Genomic DNA, 19,340 nt, shown 5'->3' with positions numbered 1-19,340 from the left:
AGTGTCCGTTTTGCGCGGTCTACGATGGTGTCTGATTGCCTGCTGGCTAATCGCCGGGGCAGGCTTGGCCGCGACGGTTTCGGCAGCGCCTTCCTCGGTCCTGGTGCTTGGACGGATCAGCGATGATCCTGCCACCGATTACGAACAGCTCAAGCCCCTGCTGGATTACGTGGTGCCGCGCATGCGCGAGGTCGGCATCCGCCGGGGCGAGATCCTGATGGCGCCGGATGCGCGCCAGATGTCCAGCTACCTGCGGCGCGGCCGGGTCGATTGGGTCAGCGAAACCCCCGGTGCGGCGATGCTGCTGGAGCAGCGCGGCAGCGCGCATCCCTTGTTGATGACCGAACGTGGCGGTCTGCGCGACTTCCACACGCTGTTCTTCGTGCGCCGCGACAGTCCGATCCAGACGCTTGCGCAGTTGCGCGGCCATACCTTGGCATTGCAGAACACTTCGTCCACCAGTGGCTATCTGCTGCCGATGCTTGAACTGCTGCGCAACGGCATTGCGTGTGATGTGCTGCTGTCGGCGGACGACGCCCCGGCGCGCGGATCGGCCGGCTATCTGATGGTCGGTTCCCAATTCAATGTTGCCGCGTTCGTGCACAACCGGCTGATAGACGTGGGCGCGCTCAGCAACGTGGATTGGGGTGACGAACGCCATATGCCGCCGGTGTTCAAGCGCGACTTCCGCATCGTGCACCGCACTGCGCCGGTGCCGCGCGCGGTTGAAATGGTGCGCGCAGGGATGGACCCGGCAGCGGAACAGCGTTTGCGGATGGTGTTGCTGCAGGCCGCCTCCGATCCCAATGCTGCGCCTGCATTGAAACGTTTCTTCGACACCACCGGGTTCCGTCCGCTGGATCCCACCAGCCGCCGACGTCTGCAAGAGTTGAGCGCGGGTGTGCAACGTGTCAGGGAACACGTGGAATGACTCAGGTGCGCTTCGGCTTGCAGGCACGCTTCTTAGTGGTGATGGCGCTGACGCTGCTGCTGGTCGGTGCGATCCTGGCCTCGCTGTTGCAGCGGCAAAGCGCCATGCAGCGCGAGGTGCGCGGCTTGAGCGCGCAGATCCTGCATGAGCTATTCGACCGTAGCCTGCGCACGCGCGGCGAAACGCTGGCGACCGAGCTGGCCTCCGGGCTGGCCGACCCCTTGTATTACTCGGACCTGGGCGCGGTGGGCGCGCTGGTGCGCAATGCCTCGCGCCAGCATGTGGTGAGCTATGTGCTGGTGTTCGACCGCCATGGCCGGCTGGTGCACGACGGCACCCCAACCTTGCAGCGTTACGGCCAGGCCATGACCGACCCGCTCGCGGCCAAGGCGTTGGCGGCGCAGGCGATGGTGTTGCAGTACTCGCCAGAGGTGTTGGATGTGATGGTGCCGATCAAGATCGGCGACCAGCGCATCGGTGGCGTGCGGGTGGGCATGTCGCGTGAGCGGGTGCGCAAGATTGAGTCCGGCGCCAATTTGACCTTGGTGCAGAACCTCAACGCCATCGGCAAGCGTGATCTGGGTTGGCTGCTGGTGTTGCTGGCTTCATTGGTCGGGCTGGGGGTGTTGCTTGCCATTTACGTGCAGCGCACGCTGGTGGCGCCGGTGCGGCTGCTGGCGGCCGCGGCCAAGCAGATCGAACGTGGTGATTACGCAGTGCAGCTGCCGCCGCACCCGCGCAACGACGAGATCGGCGAGCTGATTTCCGCGTTCGGGCGCATGAGCGAAAGTATCGCGCGGCATGACCGCGAAGTGCGGCACATGGCCTACACCGACGCGCTGACCGGGCTGACCAACCGGCTAGGCTTCCGCGAGGGGCTGGATCACCTGCTCAACACCGCGCGCAGCACCGGCAGCAAGCTGGCCTTGCTGTTCGCCGATATCGACGACTTCAAGCGCGTCAACGACACGCTTGGCCACGAAGCCGGTGACGAAGCCTTGCTGCAGTTCGCCAGCCGCATCGGCCGTGCGGTTGCCGCGCTGGGTGGCGACGATGCGATTCTGGCGCGCTTCGGTGGCGATGAGTTCGTGATCTTGTTGCAGAGCGGCGACGTTAGCCTGCTGGCCGCGCAGTTGGCCGAGCGTCTGGTACATGAGCTGAGCCGGCCGTTGAACGTGCAAGGCCGCGAAGTGTTCCTGGGCACCTCGATCGGCATCACGCTGTTCCCCGACGATGCCCGCGATGCCACCGCGCTGCTGAAGAACGGCGACATCGCGATGTACCAGGCCAAGGTGGCCGGCAAGAATTGCCACCGTTTCTACAGCCGCGCTGCCGACCATGCCGTCGAGCGCCGCGTGCACATGGAGCACGAGTTGCGCGGTGCCTGGGAACGCGACGAACTGCGCCTGGTCTATCAGCCGATCTATCGCACCAGCGACCGCGTGCTGGTGGGCGTGGAAGTATTGTTGCGCTGGCAGCACCCGGCACTTGGGACGATTGCGCCGTCTACGTTTATCGATATTGCCGAGCAGAGCGGGCTGATCGAAGTGATCGGCCCGAAGGTGCTGCGTGCGGCCTGCCTGGAGGCGGCACAGTGGCCGCTGGTGGGCGAGGGCCTGTTTATTTCGGTCAACGTCTCGCCGCGGCAACTGCGCAGCGGCGACCTGATCGATACCGTGGCCGAGTGCCTGGCCGAGTCCGGGCTTCCGGCCGCCCGCCTGCACCTGGAACTGACCGAGACCGCGGTGATCGGCGACGAAATGATGGCGGCCAGCTTGCTTGATCAACTGCACCGCACCGGCGTGAAGGTATGGTTGGACGACTTCGGTACCGGCTTCTCCGGCCTGAGCCATCTGCGCCAGGTGCCGGTGGATGGGGTCAAGATCGACAAGAGTTTCATCGCCGACCTGCAGCGCGACCCGGACGATCTGGCGCTGACCACCGCGATCATCAACATGGCGCATTCGTTGGGAATCACCGTCGTTGCCGAAGGCATCGAGCAGGAGGCGCAATTCAATCTGCTGCGCGAGCGCGGTTGCGATCTGGGTCAGGGTTACTGGTTCAGCCGACCGTTGAGTTCTGCCGATATGGTCAAGCTGATTGCGGCGGGGTGAGTTCGGTCGGAGCGTGCCTGAGCGCAACGGGCTTTATTGGTAAGGCTTCATCGCGCCCGGGTGCGCTCCTTGTATCTGGACACCACCGCCGAACAGCGGTATGTCTTCCGACTGATCATCGGAGCAGATGCAAGAAGCCCATGCGCTCCTGAAGCTTCGAGCTTGTCTCGTAGATCGGCTCTGCATCTGTACTTGCTGGCCCTGGGTGTCCGCACGGTATCCAGAGTCTGCCGCAGGCGTGAACTCGCATCACAAGGCAGGACCAGGACCGGCGTTGATCGTCGTCCATTCCGTCTGAGGAGGTTTCCATGTCCCCCATCGTGGGCATCGACGTCGCCAAGCACAGCGTGGATCTGGCCATCGAGCTGGACAATGGCAAGCACCGCACTAAGGCCAAGCTCTCCAACGATCCGAAAGGATTTGCGACCCTGCACGCCTGGCTGTGCACCCACGCCCAGCCTGACAGCTGGGTCGTGATGGAAGCCACCGGCATCTATCACCAGGCGCTGGCCGAGTTCCTATACGCGCACGGCTACCGGGTGTGCGTACTCAATCCAGCGCAGGTGGCGCTGTACGCGCGTCGCCAGTTGCAGCGGGTCAAGACCGACCGCAGCGATGCGAAGCTGATCGCCAGCTACGGCTTGCGCCACCGCGACCAACTGCGTGCCTGGCATCCCGATCCGCCGGCCCTGAAGACGCTCAAGGCGCTGGTGCGCCGCCGCGATGACCTGCTGCAGATGCTGCAGATGGAACGCAACCGGCTGGAGGTTGCGCAGGCGAATGTACAGCCCTCGATCCAGGGCTTGATCGACCATCTGCATGCCCGCATCAGCGAGATCCAGCAGGCCATCGACGACCATATCGACCAGGATCCGGACCTGCGCCGGCAGCGCAGTCTGCTGACCAGCATCGACGGCATCGGTGACATCAGCGCCGCCCTGCTGCTGGCCGAGTTGGGGCCGGTGAAGCGCTTCGCCGACGCGGCCGCGGTCACGGCCTTTGCCGGCCTGAATCCGCGTCTGCACGAATCGGGCAGGTACCAGAGCAAGGTCTGCATCTCCCGCACCGGCTCGGCGCGGCTGCGCGCCGGACTGTACATGCCAGCCCTGGTGGCCATGCGCCATAACCCGGTGGTCACGGCGCTCAAACAGCGTCTGCATGCCCGCGGCAAGCACGGCAAGCAGATCGTCTGCGCCGCCATGCGCAAGCTGCTGCATCTGGCCTACGGCGTGCTCAAATCCGGCACTGCATTTGACCCGCACAAAGCTCTTGCCAGATAAGGGGCAAGACGGTATCTACGAGAGCGTGTTTGGGTTGTTGCATCCGATCATCAACAGGGACTTCGCGCAGTGCCCGATAGCAGCGTGCGCTGCTACAACGGATTGGCTGAGGTAAGGATGGTTACAGCGGCCGCTTGCCGGTATCGCCGGGAATTTCGCGCACCAGTCGCGGCACCAAATATCCCGACAGGCGCGTGGCCAGCTCGGTATGCATGGCACGTGCGAGGGCATCGTCCACTTCGAAATGCGCCACACCGGCGACCCGGTCGAGCTGATGCAGGTAATAGGGCAGCACGCCGGCAGCGAAGCTGCGCTCGCTCAGTGCCGCCAGCGCGTCCACGCTGTCGTTGACCCCGCGCAACAGCACGGCCTGGTTGAGCAAGTGCGCGCCGGCGTCGCGCAACGCGTGCATGGCCGCGTCCACTGAAGAATCGAATTCATTGGCGTGGTTGGCGTGTAGCACGAACGCCACCGGCCATGGCAGCTGGCGCAGCCAGGCCAGTAGTGGCGCATCCACGCGCTCGGGCAACACGATCGGCAGTCGGCTGTGGATGCGCAGGCGTTTGAGATGCGGAATGGCCGCCAGGGCGTCGGTAAGTTCGGCCAGCTTGGGCGTCGCCAGCGAGAGGGGGTCGCCGCCGGAGAGCAGCACTTCATCGATGCCGGGGTCGGCGGCGATTGCGGCCACCGCCTCACGCCAACCATCACGCGCAGCGGTCTCTTCGGCATATGGGAAGTGGCGGCGGAAGCAGTAGCGGCAATGCACGGCGCAGCTGCCGGTGGCGATCAACAGGGCGCGGCCGCGGTATTTCTGGATCACCCCGGCGGCGGTCTTGGCGGCGGCATCGCCCACCGCGTCCAGGCCGAAGCCCGGCACCGGCTGCATTTCCGCATCCAGCGGCAGCACCTGGCGCAGCAATGGGTCGTGCAGGTCGCCATGGCGCATCCGCGCTACGAACGCGCGTGGCACCCGTAGCGGAAACTGCGCGGCGGCGGCATCGCTGATCGCCGCGGCTTGCGCATCCAGGCCCAGCTGCTCCAGCAGCACGCGCGGGTCGCGCACGGCGTCGCGCCACTGCTGCTGCCAGCGCGAGGGCTGCAGGGCAGGGGCCGGGGATGGCTGTAAGGCGAGGGGGGCTGCGGTTATCATGTGCGGTCACAAAACCAATGCCCGCCAGTTGTGGCGGGCGCCCCATTCTAATCCGACCTGCCACCGCGTGGCGGGTCGTGGTCTTATCGAGGAGCTGCACCATGGCCACTGTTGGCATGAACGACGTCAAGAACGGCATGAAGATCCTGGTCAACAACGAGCCGGCGGTCATCACCGAGACCGAATACGTCAAGCCGGGCAAGGGCCAGGCCTTCACCCGCATGAAGTACCGCTTCATCAAGTCCGGGCGCGTGGTCGAAATGACCATGAAGGCGACCGACGATGTGGAAGTGGCCGACGTGGTCGATACCGACATGCGCTACCTCTACAGCGATGGCGAGTACTGGCACTTCATGGACCCGGAAACCTTCGAGCAGGTGCAGACCGACAAGGCCGGCATGGGCGGCGCCGAAAAGTGGCTGAAGGGCGAAGAAGACTGCATCGTGACGTTGTGGAACGGCACGCCGATCTGGGTGCAGCCGCCGAATTTCGTCGAACTGAAGATCACCGAGACCGATCCGGGCGTGCGCGGCGATACCTCCGGCGGTGGCGGCAAGCCGGCCACGCTGGAAACCGGCGCGGTGGTGCGCGTGCCGTTGTTCGTCAACCAGGACGAAATCATCAAGGTCGACACCCGCTCGGGCGAATACTCGGCGCGCGTCAAGTAAGCCAATGCGCCTGGGACGCCGGTCCGGCCGAACAGTACGCAATGCCAGTGTCCTGATGGCGCTAGGAGCAGCTAACAGCACTACTGCGCAGCCGCCCGGCGGGCGCGGCCTGTGTTCGGAATTGGCATTTACCACTCTTACACTGCGGTTCCTGCGCGCCGGCAGCACTCACCTCACGACGGCGCGCTACGTGTTGCTAGCCGCTGTGAGTGGCATGCTTGCGCCGTCCCCGGTGTTTGCGCAAACCGTTGCCACTCCTGTCTGTGACACGCAGAGTGTGGCGGCGGTTGCAGCGGGTACGACTTCCGGCGGAGCTAGTGCCGCCGCCAAGGCGGTGCCGGTCGAGCGTGTCGTGGCGCAGACCTGCAAGCCGTGGCCATATGACTCGCTACGGCTGGCGGCGGTTGCAGTTGCTGACGATGCCACAACCGAGGCTGGCGAGCGCAACCTTGAATTGCGCGTTGCGATGCTCAATGCCGGCACTAACCAGGTCGTAGCGTTGTACGCGCAGGAAATGGGCGAGGACGCCGGCTTCGAGCTTGCCGCCGACAGTCTGCGCCTGAATACCGCACGCTATGACCTGGCCAAGGGCGTCCGCGCGGTGGGCGTTGTGGTGCATAGCGTTACGCGCGGCGCCAGTTGCCCGGACTTCCACAGCAAGGACGCACTGACCTTGCTGGTGCGCGAAGGGCGCCGTTCGCGCCCGGTGCTGCAGCGGGATCTGAGTGTCTGGCGGCGGGTGAAAGGCGAGCCATGCGACTGGGGCGCGACAGGCGTGGTGACCGAGCGCGGCACGCTCACACTGGCGATGGACACACCAGTCCACGCTGGCTACGCCGACATCGCACTGACTGCCAACTTGGTGACCTCCACCACCGTCAAGGATGCAGACGACGCCGAACGCATGCGCCGCCAACGCCAGGTGCTGCGCTACGACGGCACGCGGTATGTGTCTGTGTCACGCTCCGACGACTCCTGGCCGTTCGGCAACTCACTTCAATGGATCCGCTCATGACCAATGCCCCGCCCGAACCCTGCGACCTGCTGATCGAGGCCGGCTATGTCGTCCCGATCGAACCGCATGCGGTGGTGCTGGAAGACCACGCGGTTGCGGTCAGCAACGGCGTGATTGTTGCCGTGCTGCCGACCGCTGAAGCACGCATGCGCTTTGCGCCGAAGCAGACCGTGTCGCGCCCGGACGCTGCGTTGATGCCGGGCCTGGTCAATGCGCATACGCATAACCCGATGACGCTACTGCGCGGCATTGCCGACGACCTGCCGCTGATGGTGTGGTTGCAGCAGCACATCTGGCCGGTGGAAGCGGCGGTGATCGGGCCGGAGTTCGTGGCCGATGGCACCACGCTGGCGATCGCCGAAATGCTGCGTGGCGGCACCACCTGCGTCAACGAAAACTACTTCTTCGCCGATGTGCAGGCCGCGGTGTACAAGCAGCACGGCTTCCGTGCGCTGGTAGGCGCGGTCATCATCGATTTCCCGACTGCCTGGGCCTCTTCGGACGACGAATACTTCGCGCGTGTCGGCGAGTTGCACGACCAGTGGCGCGACGATCCGTTGATCAGCACCGCGTTCGCGCCGCATGCGCCGTACACCGTGAACGATGCCAACTTCGAACGCGTGCGCATGCTGGCCGACCAGCTCGACATCCCGGTGCATCTGCATACTCACGAAACCGCGCAGGAGGTGGCCGATTCGATCAGACAGTATGGCCAGCGTCCACTGGCGCGACTGGACCGCCTGGGCCTGGTCAACGACCGCTTGATTGCGGTGCACATGACCCAGCTTACCGATGCGGAAATCCATCTGTGCGCCGAGCGCGGCGTCAGCGTAGTGCATTGCCCAGAATCTAATCTCAAGCTTGCCTCGGGTTTTTGCCCGGCGTGTGCGCTGCAGCGTGCCGGGGTGAATCTGGCGATCGGCACCGATGGCTGCGCCAGCAATAACGACCTGGATATGTTCAGCGAGAACCGCACTGCCGCGATCCTGGCCAAGGCCGTGGCCAACGATGCGACCGCGCTGGACGCGGCCACCACCTTGCGCGCGGCCACCCTGGGCGGCGCGCGCGCACTGGGCTTCGGCGACACCATCGGCTCGATCGAAATCGGCAAGCAGGCCGACCTGATCTGCGTGGATCTGGCCGCACTGGAAACCCAGCCGCTGCACCATGTGTTGTCGCAGTTGATCTACTCGGCCGGCCGCCATCAGGTCACCGATGTGTGGATCGCCGGCAAGCCCAAACTGGTGCAGCGCGAGCTCATCGACATGGATACCGCCGCCCTGGTCGCGAACGCGCGGCAGTGGCGCGAACGCATCCGCACCGTCCGCGCCTAAGAGCGCGTCACCGCATCACGGAGCCTCCGCATGAATTCGAATACGCAATCCACGTCCGGCAATTTCCGCCAGAGCGAGCTGGATAAATTCGCCGCGCTGGCCAACCGCTGGTGGGATGCCGACGGCCCGCAGAAGCCGCTGCATGCGCTCAATCCGGTGCGTCTGGAGTATGTGTCCGCGCGGCTGGACCTTGCCGGTGCGCGCGTACTCGATGTCGGCTGCGGTGGTGGGTTGCTCAGCGAATCGATGGCACGTCTGGGCGCGCAGGTGACTGCGATCGATCTTGCGCCGGAGCTGGTCAAGGTGGCGCGTCTGCACAGCCTGGAATCCGGCGTGCAGGTGGACTATCGCGTGCAATCGGTGGAAGACCTGGCCGCCGAACAGCCGGGCAGTTTCGATGCAGTGACCTGCATGGAAATGCTCGAGCACGTGCCGGATCCGACCGCGATCATCCGTGCCTGCGCCAGCCTGCTCAAGCCGGGCGGCAAGCTGTTCCTGTCCACGCTCAATCGCACCCCGGCCGCGTTCGCGCTGGCCGTGGTCGGCGCCGAATACATCGCGCGCCTGTTGCCCAAGGGCACACACCACTACAAGGATTTCATCAAGCCGGCCGAGCTTGCGGCGTGGTTGCGCAATGCAGAACTGCGGCTTGAAGACGTCAGCGGCATGCTCTACGAGCCGTGGCGTAATCGCGCGCGGTTGTCCTCGCGTACTGAGGTGAATTATTTGGCCTATGCGGTGAGGCCGTGATGGGCGGGGATTGGGCAGTGGAGCTTCGGGATTCGCAACGGCAGGTGGCTGCGATCCTGATAATCTCGGTTGCGTGCCGGGCGATATGCAATTGAGTGCAGGTGTTGCTGCTGCGAGTTTTCCGCGGGCGGTGCTGTTCGATCTGGATGGCACCTTGCTCGACAGTGCGCCGGATATGCTGGCGACGGTCAACGCGATGCTGGATGCGCGTGGCCGTGCGCCGATTGGGTTGGCCGCGTTGCGCCCGGTGGTCTCCAAAGGTGCGCGTGCGATGCTCGGTGTGGCGTTTGCCGAGCTTGATCCCGAAGCGTGCGTTGCACTGGTACCGGAATTCTTGCAGCGCTACGAAGGCGTAATCGGCACGCAATCGCAGCTGTTTGATGGTGTCGAGGAGATGCTGGTGCGGCTGGAGACTGCAGGTTGCGTCTGGGGCATCGTCACCAACAAGCCCGAATATCTGGCGCGCCTGATCCTGCCGCAGTCAGGCTGGGAGCAGCGCTGCGCGGTACTGATCGGCGGCGATACGCTGGCCGAGCGCAAGCCGCATCCGTTGCCACTGCTGGCGGCTGCCGAACGTATTGGCGTTGCGCCTGCGCAATGCGTGTATGTCGGCGACGATGAGCGCGACATTCTGGCTGCGCGCGCGGCAGCGATGCCGTCGGTCGCGGTGTTGTGGGGCTATCGGTTGGATGACGACGACCCGTCGCGCTGGCAGGCCGACGTGCTGGTCGACCAGCCGCAGGCGCTTTGGAATGCGGCAACGTGGCCGCAGATCTGACCTCTCTTCGTTTTTTTCTGGACCCGCCATGAGCCAATCCAGCGCTCTCGACAGTTTTCTGGACAAGTGGGCAACCCGCTGGCCGGAATGGTCGGTTGCCGAGCCCTTCATTCCCGAACCCCAGCGGCGTGTGGCTTCCGCATGGTTCGCGTTGCTGCAGGAATGGGAAGACATCATGAACGTCGCCGGCGACCCGTTGCCGGCCGATGCCAAGCTGGCATGGTGGCAACAGGAACTGCGCGACTGGTCGAATCAACGCTCGCGGCATCCGCTGGGGCGCGTGCTGGAGCCCGTGCGTGCGCCGTGGGCACAGCTGGCCGACACCCTGCCGGCGATGCAGGCCGCACGTGTGCAGCCGCAGTCGCTGCAGCATGCGCTGGGGACATTGCGCACCTTCGCCGAGGCCGCGGTTACGGTGGAAGCGGTGTTGTTCGCACGCACGCGGCCTGGCGATGCGACCGCGGTGGCAGTGCAATGGCTTGACGCACGCCAGCGCGTGGCTGGCGACAGCGCAGCCCCGGGCGGCGTAGCTACGGCTGCGTGGCGCACACAGTTGTTGCAGGCCTGGCCACGCAAAGTCGCGTTGGCGCGTCCGCATCGAGTGTGGTCGCGACTGGCGCGGTTGCGTCTGCAGCGCGAGCTGGCGGGTAAACCGGCGTATCCGCCACCGGTGCAACAGCTATGGCATAGCTGGCGTGCGGCCAGCGGCACCGATTAAGCGTAGCCCATTCTGCAGCTGCGCTCAGCGTGCGCGCTGGTTGTGTGCGGCGAGCGCGGTGGCTCAGTCGGTTGTGCTGAGATCGGCGAATACGGCAGCACCGCCTAGCGGGCAGTGCCAACGCCGACAGCGCATAGGTCGTAGATCAAGACGCCGCAGTCGTGCCGTTGGCACACGCGCTGAATGACGCTTCGCGAGCTGCTGTAGTCGCGGCCAATATGTATGACGGTCGTGGGTGACACGAATGACGCGACGGCATCGCGATAGCAATTCAAGGTAGTTCATGCCACTCAGCAAGCACGGGCAATGCCCGGCTTGCTGCACAGTCCACGTGACGTGCTGAATCAATTCGCTGCGCCGGCATCGCTATTTTTGTATTCATAAAAAACGGTTCGCCGAATTGGTGCAGTTACTGCTGCAATACGGGCGGCTGACCGTTGATGCATTCCATGGCGCGGTCTTGCGGATATGGCTGCACAGTGTTGAATCGCGCACCGTCACCTGGCCGTTGGGCGATGTGCCGTTGACGTAGGAGCTCAGGCTACCGACGCTTTCATCCCAGGCACGTCCAAGATAGGTATTGTTGTCTGGAGAGCCGGAGACACCGCTGAAGCTGCCGTTGATCGCCAGAAACCCGTAGCTGCTGCCGGGGCGCGTGCTGGCCGCAAAAATATAGCCGCCGCGGCTGCTGCCCAGGCGTGCTCCGGTGGAGCGGATGGTGGCACCATCGAAAACGCACCGGAGCTGAAACTGAAATCGACATCGCCCCCCATGGTTCTGCTCTTGAAATAGGCACGGATCACATCCGACGCACTGCTCGCACTGATCACCAAAGTGTCCTGGTTGCTGCTCACCAAGACATCTTGGAAATTGGCCTTGTCGCCACGCACTGCCAGCGCCACCGCCGATTGATTGTTATCGGTGTAGGTGCCTTCCACATAGTCGTTGTCCACGCGTAAGTGGGGCGCCTCGAAATTTGCCGCGCGCACTGTGACTGTCGCGCTGTTGGAGGTGCACACCGTGGTGGCCGATGCATTGCTGGCACATGGGTGGCTTGCGGTGCCGGCCGGCTTGGGAGTGGGGTTGGCGTTGTTGAAGCGAATGATGGTGTCGCCGGTGTTTGTGCCCAGCCCGGACAGCGTCAACGGTGGCGCATTGCTCGGCACGCAGATCAACTCGGTGTAGGTGCCCGCCTTGATGCTGATGTAGCGACGCGTGTTCCCGCCTGCAGCGACCGCGGCATCGATGGCAGATTGCACGCTGCGATAGCGCGTGGGGCCGTCGGCTGCCACCGCATAGTCGGCAGTGAACAAGGCGACACCGGCGGTGGGGCTCCCGTTATCGGTCACCAATGCGTTGATGGGCCCGGCCTTGGCCCTGGCCAAGGCTTTGGCGATGGTGTAGGTGCTTGCTTCGCTGCTGATGATTTGCTGTCGCGTGGCAGTGCCGGTCAATGCCATTGCCGTGGCGCTAACAAAACTCAGCACTGCGGCAGCGAGACAGGTCGTACGAATGTGCGATGCGGACATGTGGTGGCGCTCGCTCTCTCAGAAGGGGACGCGTGCGCAACGCAACACGCGGCAGATGCCAGGCGAGCCAGTAGCGACCAATCAGCTGTTGCGCGCTCGCCTCACAGGCAATCGCAACAGTGTCCGGCCGCTTCAGGTTGCCAAGCAAAGCAGCGCAACTGCAACGAAGATTGTTGCCATGCGCGGTGATCGTTCGTGCCGCATGAGCGGCCGGCTGATGCTACTGCCGTGTTCGTTTTTCGGCCGGTGAGGGATGAGGCAATGTGCTGGATCTGCGAGTTGGTCACGCTTTGAACCCGATAATGTCGCAGCCGGCTGCGCGCATGAGCAAAAGATATTGTGGTTGCACAAATGGCAACGGCGTTCGGCAGGTATGCATGTCCTCACATGCCGTGGGCGCGCAGCCTCTCAGACTGACTTACCCGCGTACGACGCGCATGTCAGGAATCGAGATGGCAGACACCAAAGAGTTGCAGGAAAAATTTTGGAAGGCACTCAAATCCGATCGCACCGTGATGCTGGGCCTGGACGGTGTTGAAGACGGTCACGCGCGTCCGATGACCGCGCAGATCGAAGGCGATAGCGGTGGTCCAATCTGGTTCTTCACGTCAAAGGACAACGCACTGATCGCGATGCTGGGGCAGGGCCGTCGCGTCATCGGCGCCTTCAGTAGCAAGGGCCACGATCTGTTCGCCAGCATCAGCGGCTCGCTGCGCGAAGACACCGACCCGGCGATGGTCGAGCGGTTGTGGAACCCGTATGTCGCCGCCTGGTACGAAGGCGGCAAGACCGATCCAAAACTGGCGCTGCTGCGCCTGGACGCCGATCACGCGCAGATTTGGCTCAATGAGTCGAGCCTGCTGGCGGGGATCAAGGTGTTGCTGGGCGTAGACCCGAAAAAGGACTATCAGGACAAAGTGGCGGACGTCCCGCTGCGCTGAGGTGCTCCACACGCACACGCAGCCTCAAGGTTGTGTGTGCGTGTGCGTGTTGCCTCTGACCGCACTGTGGTTTGCCAAATCGATATTGGACGATGGTCGAGCCGCACAAATTACTCACTAAAAACGCCTGCGCACATGGTGGCTATGCTGCCCCGATTGGCTGGATGCGTTCGCTTGCTCTAACACGCAAAGTTCGAGTGCGCTATTTGGCAGCTGGTCTACAGGCTGATTGGCGCGTGTCCATGCTTACGCCGCGCTGATCTGCGCTTCACCACGTTCCAACACGCCGGGAGACGATGATCTGTCACCGGCACGACGCGCTGCGCGGTAATGCTACTTCAGGAGATGCAACATGCAACAGCTTGAAATCGGACAGATGGTGTTCCTACGCGATGGCGCGGTCGGCGTGGGTGCCATCCGCGATATCCGCAATGAGGGTGGCGAACTGGTCATCAATATCGAAAACGGTGGCGACTTCGTGCTGCCTGCCTCAGTGGTGCGCGATGTGCACTCGGGCAAGGTGATGCTGGATGTCGACCAGCTTCCTGATGAGGTGCGTAATGCCTTGCGCCATCTACATGACAGCGAGTTGCAGACCAGCACCTATGCTGCGAGCAATCCACAGGATGGCGCACTGAAGTAATGGCTGACTGCGGGCTGAGTGTGGTCGATTCCTAATCGACAGCTGCCGCGCAGTTCAGTCCGGCAGCAGAAAGGTGCGCAGCGCAACATCGGCAGGCCCTGCCGATAGCAACGCAGGCTGTTCGGCTTCGTTTTTCAGTTGTACGCCTGAGAGTTTGCGGCGAAATGCTTCGCGCAGCAGATACCCCAATTTGTTGGTCGCCTCCGCGTAGCTCAATCCTTCGCCGCGAATATTAAAAATGCAGTTGCGCGCGGCATCGGTGAACCCGACCCGGGGCGTGTAGGTGAGATACAGGCCCAGGCTGTCGGGTGAGCTCAAGCCTGGACCACGCTGTCGCTGCAGATCGCGGCAATGCCGATGACGCCGCCGGCCAGAATCGCGCGATGCGGCGTGCGAAAACGCGACAGCTTGGCCAGCCCATGCGGCAAGAAGCCGGCACGCGCCAACGCAAAGAATTGGCGCGAATAACCCAGGATGATGGAGAGCTGGCGCCAGTCGCCGACGCCGCCGGCGAACACCATCACCCCAAGCGCCAAGATCACCAGGGTGAGAATGCCGGCGATGCAGGCGCGCGGAATCGTGCGCCTGGGGTCCTTGTCTTCTTCGGCCGCCATCGCTGCGCCTTTGATCGCCAGAAAGAACCAGATCGCAAACGGAATCGCGGCGAAGATGCCGGAAATGGCCGCCGGCCCGGACACGTCGCTGCCGGCCCAGCCATTGGCCGCGGAGCGCACCACGCCGAAGCCCGGTGCCACCACACCATAAACACCAACAGTTCGAGCACTGCCGGCAAGGTCACGATCAGTTTGAAGGTGTCCGCAATCGCCACGCCAACGATGTTCACGCTCATAAAAACAAGGTACGCGCCGATCGCTGCGATGCGCGGATCCAGCGTGGGGTATTGCACATTCAGATAGGCGGCGATCGCCATCGCAATGGCCGGTGGCGCAAAGACGAATTCGATCAACGTAGCCAGGCCCGCCAGCATCCCGCCATAGGAGCCTAACGCACGCAGGCTATAGGCACGGCCCGCCGGCATTGGGAATGGCGGTGGTCAGTTCGGTAAAGCTGAAGACGAAGCAGGTGTGCATGACCGCGACCAGCAGCGTGGTCACCAGAAAGCCGAGCGTGCCTGCGGTGCCCCAGCCGTACCTCCAGCGGAAATACTCGCCGGAAATCACCAGACCCACAGCGGTGCCCCACCGTTGCCAGGTGCCCGGGGTCGGTTTGAGTTGCTCGTTACTCATGTCGCACATCTCCTGCAGTCGTGGGAGGGAGATGAAGCACGCCGGCGCCGGAGCGACGGACCGACCGTCAGTAGCCGAGCGGCCACGTGCAGCGACGCTCGACGGTCCTTCCGGTTGTACCCCCAAGCCCGTTGGCGAACCCAGGCCCAACGGATAGGTCGCCGCTGACCGGGTTGTGCAGCGCAACGGCGCAACGGCCGGCTGAGGGATCAGACCATCGAGCGTAAGCCCCTTCCTGCGGGAGAGGGGTTGGGGTGAGGTACGGCCCCTCATCAAGCGCGCAGCGAGCAAGCGTGCATGTGCACACAATCATGCAACGCACCAATGCCAGCGTGTACCGACACAAGCAACGCAAGCGCATCCCCACATCGTCGATTGCTTTGGTGACCCAGCCAACTAATGCCAGCAAGCAGAAAACAACGGCATACCGGGTAAGTCGCGGGGCACGCACGTTTCGCTAGCCAATTACTCAGCGAATAGGGCTGCTCTACCCCCCAGCCGCCAAGCGCATTCACTTGCCGCACTCAAGTATCAATACCGACTCGACCTGCTATCCAACCGTGCAGCACAGACGCGCAGCCAAAGCATCTGCGCTGTGCCATTGCAAGGCAGAAAGGGCAGTCCCGCAAGGCTCTACTTCGGCCGCTCAAGCACCAACAACGGGTCGATTCGCACATCGAACCAATTCATTCCCCAATGCAGATGCGGCCCAGTTGCGCGACCTGTGGCGCCGACGGCAGCGATGACCTGGCCTTGCTCGACCCGATCACCCACCTTCACGTCGATCCGCGACAAGTGCAAAAAATTCGAGCTCACATCAAAGCCGTGATCCAGCAGCACTGTGCCACCTGTCAGGTACAGATCCGGTGCTGCGAACGTCACCACACCGGCGGCCGGTGCTTTCACCGGCGTGCCTGTTGGCACGGCGATGTCCATACCCGAATGGCCGGCACCGGGTTGGCCGTTGTACACGCGCGCATTGCCGAAGCGGCCGCTAATGCGGCCCTGCACCGGCCAGATGAACGACTGGGCGAAATCGGTACGTGCATCGTCGCGATCGCGCGCCGCCGTGACCTGTGCTTGTTCGCGTTTGATGCGCGCGGCAATGTCGGCCGGCGGGTTGACCGTCTTGGGCGGCACGCCATTGACGCGCTCCACCGGCCAATCGCGCGGGGTCACTGCGATGCTGACGGTCTGTGTGCTGCCATCGGGCTGGGTGATCTGTACCTGCAATGGCCCGGTGGCATCGCGGCCAATACCGAACACCACGCTTCCATAACCGCTCACACGCAGTGTGCGGCCGGCGTACTGCACCTTGCTGCCGGCCGGCACCTTGCCGATCACCAGCGCACCTTGCGATGCGCTTTGCGGAAATACCATGTCGGCTGCGGCGGCGGTTTGCGCCTGCGCGTGGCCAGCAACCAGCGACACGGGTGCCAGGATCAACCAGGCACCCAACAGGGCTGCGCGCATCAGCGGTCGAAGGTCAGGCGCTGGCCGGCAGCGCTGCCCACCAATTGCTCGCCGTCCCATACCTGCTGGCCATTGACCCAGGTTGCCGCAATGCGCGAGCGGAAGGTGGTGCCTTCGAACGGCGACCAACCACACTTGGACAGCACCTGCTCGCGCTTCACAGTGAATGGGGTGTTGTCGATCATCACCAGATCGGCGAAATAGCCTTCGCGCAGGAAGCCGCGTTCTTCCACATCGAACAACTGCGCTGGTGCATGTGCGAACTTCTGCACGATGCGGGTAATCGGCAGCTTGCCTTCGTGCACCAGCTCCAATGCCGCGACCAGCGCGTACTGCACCAGCGGCAGGCCCGATGGCGCCTGCGCATAAGGCTTGTGCTTTTCTTCCCAGGTGTGCGGGGCGTGGTCGGTGGCGAGCACGTCAATGACGTCTTCGGCCAGTGCATCGATCAGTGCCAGACGATCTTCGGCGTCCTTGATCGCAGGGTTGCACTTGATCAGGTTGCCCAGCCGCGCGTAATCGCTGCGATCGAAGCGCAAGAAGTGGATGCAGGTCTCGGCGGTGATGCGCTTGCGCAACTTGCCGTTGGCGTCGACCAGCGGGCCGGCTTCGAACAGCGACAGCTCGTCGGCGGTAGAGATGTGCAGCACATGCAGGCGGGTGTTGTGCTTGCGCGCCAGCGAGACCGCCAACTTCGACGACTTCAGACAGGCTTCGCGCGAACGGATGTCCGGATGCATCTCCGGGGTCAGTGCATCGCCGTATTTTTCTTTGTACTGCGCCATCGTCGCATCGATGGTCGGGGTGTCTTCGCAGTGAGTGATGATCGGCGTGGGCGCGTCGCGAAAGATGGCGTCCAGCGTTTCCGGGTTATCGACCAGCATGTTGCCGGTGGACGCGCCCATGAACACTTTGATGCCCGGTGCGGTCTTGGGGTCCAGCGACTGGATGTGGGCCAGGTTGTCGTTGCTGGCACCCATGTAGAAGCCATAGTTGGCCCACGCGCGCCCGGCGGCGGCATCGTACTTGGCCTGCAGCGCGGCCGCGTTCAGGGTCGGCGGGTTGGTGTTGGGCATGTCCATGAAGCTGGTCAGGCCACCGGCAACAGCGGCGCCGGATTCAGTCGCGATGTCGCCCTTGTGGGTCAGGCCAGGCTCACGGAAGTGCACCTGGTCGTCGATCATGCCTGGCAGCACCCAGCGTCCGGCAGCGTCCACCACGGTATCGTCAGGGGCAGGGTTGATCTTGCTGTCGATCTTGGCGATGCGGCCGCCCTCGATCAGGAGATCGGCGTCGAATTCCTTGCCTTCATTGACCAGGCGGGCGTTGACGATGACGGTTCGGCTCATGGATGGGGTCCTTTGCAGCTGCAGGAAGAAGAGGGCGACGGGGAAGCGGACGCGGGCGCCTCGGGCACCGGATCGAACCCGCCCGGATGGAAGGGGTGGCAGCGGCCGAGCCTGCACGCGGCAAGCCAACTGCCGCGCAGCGGGCCGAAGCGGCCGATGGCGGTCATCGCGTACTCCGAGCAACTGGGCGCAAAACGGCAGCGCGGCCCGAGCAGGGGGCTGATGAACAGCTTGTAGAAGCGCAGCAGCGCGATGAGCAGGCGACCGATCACTAGCCAATGATATGCCACTTGCATTAATAGGTGGTTGCCGGGGGTCGGCGGGGTACGTTATAAAGGCCCGCTTTCCCGGGCCCCGGGGGAACCAAGGATGAGCGTTTCGTGGCTGCTAAAAAACCTGCAAAAAAGGCCGTAGAGGCCGCCAAGAAGTCCGCCAAACCCGTTGCGAAAAAGGCAGCGGCGCCTGCCGCTGCAAAACCGGCCAAGCCGGCGACCAAGCAGCCGGCTCCCAAGAAGGCACCTGCGACGAAGGCCGCTGCCAAGCCGGCGCCGGCTTCCAAGACCACCGCGTCCGCAGCCCCCAAGCCAGTGAAACCCGTCGCCAAGAGTGCTGCCAAGCCGGCGGCGAACAAGGCAGCTCCGGCTGCCGCCAAGCCGGCTGCCAAGCCGGTGGCGCCCAAGTCCGTACCGAAGCCGGCCACCAAGCCGGCTCCGGCCAAGTCAGTCCCGGTCAAGGCTGAAAAGCCCGCGCCCGCACCGGCCCCCAAGGCCGTCCCTGCGAAGCCGGCAAAGCCTGCGACCCCGTCATTTAAGAATCCCGTGCCCGTTTCGAAATCTTCCGCAAAAACGCCAACCAAAACCGAAGCCCCCGCCAAGCCTGCTGCGACCCGTCCGGTCGGCAAGGTGGCTGTGGCTGTGACCTCCAAGCCGTCCAGCTCGGCACCCAAGACCAAGTACAAGGTGGTCGAGTACAAGACCGACGAAGCAACCGGTCGCCCGATCCTGCCGCAGGGCTACAAGCCTGCTGCGGACGAGGAGTACATGAACAAGCTGCAGCAGGAATACTTCCGTCAGCGTCTGCAGAGCTGGCGTAACGAGATGGTGGAGGAATCCAAGCAGACCATCGAAAACCTGCGCGAAGAAGTCCGCGACATCGGCGACGAAGCCGAGCGCGCCACCCGCGAGACCGAAAACTCGCTGGAATTGCGTGCCCGTGATCGCGCCCGCAAACTGATTTCCAAGATCGACAGCACGCTCAAGCGTCTGGAAGACGGTGACTACGGCTACTGCGTGGACACCGGCGAAGAAATCGGCCTGGACCGCCTGGAAGCGCGTCTGACCGCCGAGCGCACCATCGACGCCCAGGAGCGTTGGGAGCATCTGCAGAAGCAGCAGGGCGACTGATCGTCCCTGGCTCACTG

The 19,340-nt window shown here is 63.7% G+C and carries 17 protein-coding genes, 1 other RNA gene and 3 pseudogenes; 13 read left to right on the top strand and 8 right to left on the bottom strand.

Annotated elements, in window-relative coordinates; all coding sequences use genetic code 11:
- Position 1 precedes the first annotated feature (1 nt).
- The 3 genes from KWO_RS12120 (at position 2) to KWO_RS12110 (ending at position 4,325) form a co-directional block, all read left to right on the top strand.
- Positions 2-931, top strand: coding sequence for a phosphate/phosphite/phosphonate ABC transporter substrate-binding protein (locus KWO_RS12120; protein ID WP_017112362.1), 930 nt, complete (start codon positions 2-4; stop codon positions 929-931).
- Entirely contained in the window at positions 928-3,045 is a 2,118-nt protein-coding gene (locus KWO_RS12115) for a putative bifunctional diguanylate cyclase/phosphodiesterase (RefSeq protein ID WP_010372758.1), read from the top strand. The genes KWO_RS12120 and KWO_RS12115 overlap by 4 nt, the downstream gene beginning before the upstream one ends.
- 308 nt (positions 3,046-3,353) lie before the next feature.
- Positions 3,354-4,325: an IS110 family RNA-guided transposase gene (locus KWO_RS12110; protein WP_010372761.1), complete on the top strand. Its 972-nt coding sequence runs from the start codon at positions 3,354-3,356 to the stop codon at positions 4,323-4,325.
- 121 nt (positions 4,326-4,446) lie between these two features.
- Here KWO_RS12110 and epmB read toward each other — a convergent pair whose 3' ends face one another.
- Entirely contained in the window at positions 4,447-5,475 is a 1,029-nt protein-coding gene (epmB, locus tag KWO_RS12105; protein WP_017112363.1) for an EF-P beta-lysylation protein EpmB, read from the bottom strand.
- A gap of 101 nt (positions 5,476-5,576) precedes the next feature.
- Between epmB and efp the strand changes: the two genes are divergently transcribed.
- The 7 genes from efp (at position 5,577) to KWO_RS12070 (ending at position 10,738) form a co-directional block, all read left to right on the top strand.
- Positions 5,577-6,143, top strand: a complete 567-nt coding sequence (gene efp / locus KWO_RS12100) for an elongation factor P (protein ID WP_010372769.1) — start codon at positions 5,577-5,579, stop codon at positions 6,141-6,143.
- Between the two features lie 126 nt (positions 6,144-6,269).
- Positions 6,270-6,345, top strand: a non-coding RNA gene (locus tag KWO_RS12095) — sX9 sRNA.
- Between the two features lie 12 nt (positions 6,346-6,357).
- A complete protein-coding gene (locus tag KWO_RS12090; protein ID WP_471629707.1) occupies positions 6,358-7,158 on the top strand; it encodes a PA3715 family protein in 801 nt (266 codons plus the stop codon).
- Positions 7,155-8,492 (top strand): TRZ/ATZ family hydrolase, encoded by a 1,338-nt coding sequence (locus tag KWO_RS12085; RefSeq protein ID WP_026113191.1) that lies wholly within the window; start codon positions 7,155-7,157, stop codon positions 8,490-8,492. Before KWO_RS12090 ends, KWO_RS12085 begins: the two co-directional genes overlap by 4 nt.
- A gap of 30 nt (positions 8,493-8,522) precedes the next feature.
- The gene (gene ubiG / locus KWO_RS12080; protein ID WP_010372777.1) at positions 8,523-9,242 is read left to right on the top strand and encodes a bifunctional 2-polyprenyl-6-hydroxyphenol methylase/3-demethylubiquinol 3-O-methyltransferase UbiG; all 720 of its coding nucleotides are present in this window, start codon (positions 8,523-8,525) and stop codon (positions 9,240-9,242) included.
- 85 nt (positions 9,243-9,327) lie between these two features.
- Positions 9,328-10,020 carry a phosphoglycolate phosphatase gene (locus tag KWO_RS12075; RefSeq protein WP_010382300.1) on the top strand — a complete coding sequence of 231 codons (693 nt, stop codon included), beginning with the start codon at positions 9,328-9,330 and terminating at the stop codon, positions 10,018-10,020.
- Between the two features lie 28 nt (positions 10,021-10,048).
- Positions 10,049-10,738, top strand: a complete 690-nt coding sequence (locus tag KWO_RS12070) for an isoprenoid biosynthesis enzyme family protein (RefSeq protein ID WP_010382298.1) — start codon at positions 10,049-10,051, stop codon at positions 10,736-10,738.
- Between the two features lie 344 nt (positions 10,739-11,082).
- Here the strand turns inward: KWO_RS12070 and KWO_RS12065 are convergent.
- Positions 11,083-12,225 (bottom strand): annotated as a pseudogene (locus KWO_RS12065) (pectinesterase family protein).
- A 479-nt stretch (positions 12,226-12,704) separates the two neighbouring features.
- Between KWO_RS12065 and KWO_RS12055 the strand changes: the two are divergent.
- Positions 12,705-13,208 (top strand): pyridoxamine 5'-phosphate oxidase family protein, encoded by a 504-nt coding sequence (locus KWO_RS12055; RefSeq protein WP_026112462.1) that lies wholly within the window; start codon positions 12,705-12,707, stop codon positions 13,206-13,208.
- Between the two features lie 352 nt (positions 13,209-13,560).
- Positions 13,561-13,851, top strand: a complete 291-nt coding sequence (locus tag KWO_RS12050; RefSeq protein WP_010372801.1) for a hypothetical protein — start codon at positions 13,561-13,563, stop codon at positions 13,849-13,851.
- A gap of 54 nt (positions 13,852-13,905) precedes the next feature.
- On the opposite strand, the pseudogene KWO_RS12045 reads toward KWO_RS12050, so the two are convergent.
- From KWO_RS12045 to KWO_RS23580, 6 genes and pseudogenes are all read right to left on the bottom strand, one after another.
- A pseudogene (locus tag KWO_RS12045) lies at positions 13,906-14,175 on the bottom strand (ethanolamine ammonia-lyase light chain EutC); the annotation flags it as partial.
- A pseudogene (locus KWO_RS12040) lies at positions 14,172-15,107 on the bottom strand (amino acid permease); the annotation flags it as partial. The pseudogenes KWO_RS12040 and KWO_RS12045, both read right to left, overlap by 4 nt.
- 624 nt (positions 15,108-15,731) lie before the next feature.
- Entirely contained in the window at positions 15,732-16,571 is an 840-nt protein-coding gene (locus KWO_RS12035; RefSeq protein WP_010382291.1) for a M23 family metallopeptidase, read from the bottom strand.
- Positions 16,571-17,920, bottom strand: coding sequence for a dihydroorotase (locus KWO_RS12030; protein WP_010382288.1), 1,350 nt, complete (start codon positions 17,918-17,920; stop codon positions 16,571-16,573). The genes KWO_RS12035 and KWO_RS12030 overlap by 1 nt, the downstream gene beginning before the upstream one ends.
- Positions 17,917-18,216, bottom strand: coding sequence for a membrane protein insertion efficiency factor YidD (gene yidD / locus KWO_RS12025; protein WP_010372813.1), 300 nt, complete (start codon positions 18,214-18,216; stop codon positions 17,917-17,919). Before yidD ends, KWO_RS12030 begins: the two co-directional genes overlap by 4 nt.
- Positions 18,216-18,845, bottom strand: a complete 630-nt coding sequence (locus KWO_RS23580; protein WP_227479764.1) for a hypothetical protein — start codon at positions 18,843-18,845, stop codon at positions 18,216-18,218. Before KWO_RS23580 ends, yidD begins: the two co-directional genes overlap by 1 nt.
- A 115-nt stretch (positions 18,846-18,960) precedes the next feature.
- Between KWO_RS23580 and dksA the strand changes: the two genes are divergently transcribed.
- Entirely contained in the window at positions 18,961-19,323 is a 363-nt protein-coding gene (gene dksA, locus KWO_RS23575) for an RNA polymerase-binding protein DksA (RefSeq protein ID WP_223293187.1), read from the top strand.
- The last annotated feature ends 17 nt before the right edge of the window (positions 19,324-19,340 follow it).

The organism is Xanthomonas vasicola pv. musacearum NCPPB 4379, from assembly GCF_000277895.2.
Classification (GTDB): domain Bacteria; phylum Pseudomonadota; class Gammaproteobacteria; order Xanthomonadales; family Xanthomonadaceae; genus Xanthomonas; species Xanthomonas vasicola.
The sequence above is the reverse complement of the archived record's forward strand: the minus strand, read 5'-3'. Positions and strand labels throughout refer to the sequence as shown.

Coding starts and splice junctions, on each gene's coding strand:
- KWO_RS12085 (WP_026113191.1), top strand. CDS start 7,155: ATGACCAATGCCCCGCCCGAACCCTGCGACCTGCTGATCGAGGCCGGC.
- KWO_RS12050 (WP_010372801.1), top strand. CDS start 13,561: ATGCAACAGCTTGAAATCGGACAGATGGTGTTCCTACGCGATGGCGCG.
- KWO_RS12030 (WP_010382288.1), bottom strand. CDS start 17,920: ATGAGCCGAACCGTCATCGTCAACGCCCGCCTGGTCAATGAAGGCAAG.
- KWO_RS12055 (WP_026112462.1), top strand. CDS start 12,705: ATGTCAGGAATCGAGATGGCAGACACCAAAGAGTTGCAGGAAAAATTT.
- ubiG (WP_010372777.1), top strand. CDS start 8,523: ATGAATTCGAATACGCAATCCACGTCCGGCAATTTCCGCCAGAGCGAG.
- epmB (WP_017112363.1), bottom strand. CDS start 5,475: ATGATAACCGCAGCCCCCCTCGCCTTACAGCCATCCCCGGCCCCTGCC.
- KWO_RS12090 (WP_471629707.1), top strand. CDS start 6,358: ATGCTTGCGCCGTCCCCGGTGTTTGCGCAAACCGTTGCCACTCCTGTC.
- dksA (WP_223293187.1), top strand. CDS start 18,961: ATGAACAAGCTGCAGCAGGAATACTTCCGTCAGCGTCTGCAGAGCTGG.
- KWO_RS12075 (WP_010382300.1), top strand. CDS start 9,328: ATGCAATTGAGTGCAGGTGTTGCTGCTGCGAGTTTTCCGCGGGCGGTG.
- yidD (WP_010372813.1), bottom strand. CDS start 18,216: ATGCAAGTGGCATATCATTGGCTAGTGATCGGTCGCCTGCTCATCGCG.
- efp (WP_010372769.1), top strand. CDS start 5,577: ATGGCCACTGTTGGCATGAACGACGTCAAGAACGGCATGAAGATCCTG.
- KWO_RS12110 (WP_010372761.1), top strand. CDS start 3,354: ATGTCCCCCATCGTGGGCATCGACGTCGCCAAGCACAGCGTGGATCTG.
- KWO_RS12115 (WP_010372758.1), top strand. CDS start 928: ATGACTCAGGTGCGCTTCGGCTTGCAGGCACGCTTCTTAGTGGTGATG.
- KWO_RS12035 (WP_010382291.1), bottom strand. CDS start 16,571: ATGCGCGCAGCCCTGTTGGGTGCCTGGTTGATCCTGGCACCCGTGTCG.
- KWO_RS12070 (WP_010382298.1), top strand. CDS start 10,049: ATGAGCCAATCCAGCGCTCTCGACAGTTTTCTGGACAAGTGGGCAACC.